Annotated in this window: 2 protein-coding genes; both read left to right on the forward strand. The window is 67.8% G+C overall.

The genetic code is table 11. The annotated features are described in order from the left end of the window. Positions 1-1016 precede the first annotated feature (1016 nt). Positions 1017-1610, forward strand: coding sequence for a hypothetical protein (locus HII36_RS54280; RefSeq protein WP_173531224.1), 594 nt, complete (start codon positions 1017-1019; stop codon positions 1608-1610). Positions 1611-2088: 478 nt separating this feature from the next. Further along, positions 2089-3044, forward strand: a 956-nt coding sequence (locus HII36_RS54285) for a glycosyltransferase family 39 protein (RefSeq protein WP_328808321.1), incomplete at its 3' end; no start/stop codon positions are given.

Genomic DNA, 3044 nt, shown 5'->3' on the forward strand with positions numbered 1-3044 from the left:
AAACAATGTCTGGAAATGAATCCAAGCTGTCCATCATGTTCAAACCATGACAGGGTTATGCATGTAAATCATGCACTGGCTTTTAACACACTGTTGAGTTCTCAAGAAACGGACGCGTACATCTTCATCAGGATCTTCGATCCCGCCTCAGAGGCGCACATTTCGTCTCTCTCATCTTATCAGATTCTCTCTGCCCTGTCAAGTCCGGAGACTTGCTTCAAGCAGAGCGAACCCGGCTAGGATGAGCGCCTCGTTCCGAGGCAACCCTGGAAACTTACCGTGACATTCGGAGCTTGTCGAATCAACCAATTTTCTGGTGATCGCCACGCACCCGAGATGACCCGGACCGGGACGCGCCGAAGCAAGTCTCAGCCGAGTTGGCTTGTTGTCTCAAGGGGCTTGCCCTGGGGCCCGTCCGCCTGACCGGCGTCCGGCTCACTCCCGGGGCGAAGTGAAAGATTAGGTCGCGTTCCGCCTCTCGTCAAATCGCAGTGCTCCGCCGGTGTGGCACGTCGGCGGAGCGCGCCGGGAGGGGCAGGTGGTGATCTCGAGTTGCGGTCCGCGTCGTCATGTGTGCTGGCGCGTCGCGGTCAGAACGCCGGCTCCCAGGTCAGCGGTGGCGTGGGCGACGCTTGTCGGCGAGTGGCCGGGCGACGATTCGCACCGGCCCCGCGGCGCCTGCCGCCCCAGCCGTTCCGTCGCGCCGCCGTCCTGCCGTTCTGCCTTGATGAGCCGCGTCCCTGGAGGTCGCCAGCGGTGCGAAGGGGTGCGGTGAACGTGCGACCGCTTCGCGACGTTCATGAGCTTCTCAATGGTCATGACGGTCCTGCTCCCTGCGTTTGAGGTGCGGGACGGGTTGCGGAATCCGCATATAGCGGTTTCGATCAATGACCCGACGTCGCTCTTTCGGTACTTTGAGGTTGGAGTGGCGATCTAGGAGATCTATCCGGATTTCCATCGACCCCTGCCTGGTCCGCACATTCCACCACTCGACGGCGATCGCGGAGGTGAGCGGCGTGGCGGCGCTCGGGATGAAGGACCATTGCGGCTGGGCCGTGCTGGTGGCGATCACGGGTGGCGTCGACGCTCCTCAGGTGTTGCTGCGCGAACGTGTCACGCTGCTCGACGATCCCGCGTTGCCTGATCAGCCGTACCACGCCGCCGCCGGTCTGGAGCCGGCGCGTGAGTTGATCGCTCGCGTCGAGAACGCGGCCGGGACCGCGGCGCGCCGGGCGATCGCCCAGGCCGCCGACCGGCTCGCCAACGCCGGGCACGCCGTGACGGGGATCGCGATCGACCTGGGCGCGGTCGGCGCTGGACGGATGACGTTGCCCGAGGACCTGGGCGCGATCCTGGGCAAGCATCCCTACCTGCACGGAGCCGAGGGCGAGCTCTATCGCGAGGCGCTCGCGGAGGGGGCGCGCGGGGCGGGCGTCGCGGTGAACAGGTACGACTTCAAGAACCTCGGCGAGACCGCGGCCCGGGTGCTCGGGCGGCGTGATCTGGGCACGCGGGTGAACGGGCTGCGGGCACAGGTGGGGCCTCCGCGGACGCGGGATCACAAGGAGGCAGCGCTGGCCGCGTTGCTGGTGCTGCATGGCGCCCCCTGACTGCCTGCTTGTTTCCGCCCGGAGCCCGCCCGGCCCACCGCTCAGCCGGCGGCCATGGATTGGGCGGGTGTGGGGCTCGGTGCCGGTGGCCCTGGCGGGCAGGTCGCGGCACACGCAGTGACGCGGCATGAGGCGGGGGCGCGACTACGGGACGTGCAGGGTGCCGAGCCGATAGGCGGCTACTGGCTGGGGAGTTACCAGCCGTCGAGCAGCAACGGGGCGGGCAGTGACGGAGTCGGCGAGCAGCAACGGGGCGGGCAGTGACGGAGTCGGCGAGCAGCAAACGGGGCGGACCGTCACAGGTACAGGCCGGGCGAGTACAGGCGGGACGACTACAAGCCGGGCGAGTCAAGCCGAGCGAGCGGCTTCGGGGTAGTCGGTATTCGGACCGGCCAGTTCCAGCCAGGCGAGCAGGCACCCCTGCCAGGAATGATCACTTTCGCCATATCTTGCGGCTTATGCCGACTATTCTGCCTCGGTGACCTCAACCGCCACCACGATCACCCCTGCAACCCAGCCGGCCGTCCGACGTCACAGGTCCAGCCCGTGGTGGATGAGCCTGCCTGCCGGAGTGGTGGCGTTCGCGGGCACCGGGGCCGCCACGCTGAACGGCGACGAGCTGGCCACGATCAGCGCCGCCTCGCGTTCGCTGTCCGGATTGTGGGAGCTGGCTCGGCACATCGACGGGCACTTCCTGCCGTACTACCTGTTCATGCACTTCTGGATGAAGGCGGGCACGGCGGAGTTGTGGCTGCGGCTGCCGTCGGCGGTGGCGATCGCCGTGGCGGCGTGGTTCCTGACCGATCTGGGACGGCGGCTGCACAGCACGCGGGCCGGGGTGATCGCGGCGGGGGTCTTCGCGGTCCTGCCGTCCGTGTCGTACTACGGGGCGTTCGCCCGTTCGTATGCCTTCGCCGCCGCGGCGGTGGTCTTCTCGTTCTGGGCGCTGCATCGCGCGGCCGAGCGGCCGTCGGGTGGGCGGTGGGTCTGTTACGGGGTGTCGGTCGCGCTGGTGTGTTCTACGCACTTGTTCGCGGTGCTGGTGTTGCCCGCGCACGTCATCGCGCAGCTCGGACGGCGTAGGCAGTGGGCCCCGATGGCGGGCGCGCTCGCGGTCGGGTGCCTGCCGGCGGTCGTTCTGGGTTTGGTGGGGTTCGGGGAACGGCACGCGATCAGTTGGATCCCACAGCGGGGGCCGGATGTCCTGTTGAAGTTCCCCAAGATGGCCGCGGGGGCGAGTTGGGCTGGGCTGTTGTTGTTCGCGGTGGCGCTGGCCGGGGTGGTGGCGCTCGGCTGGGCGGCTAGACGTGGCCGCCACACGCAGCCGCTGGCAGAGGCGCACGCTCAGGCTCAGGCACAGGCTGAGGTGTACGGGCAAGCTCAGGCACAGGCCCAGGCGGGGGCCCGGTCCTATGCAGAGGCACGGTCTCAGGC

It is taken from the genome of Nonomuraea antri (assembly GCF_013283785.1).
Lineage (GTDB): Bacteria > Actinomycetota > Actinomycetes > Streptosporangiales > Streptosporangiaceae > Nonomuraea > Nonomuraea antri.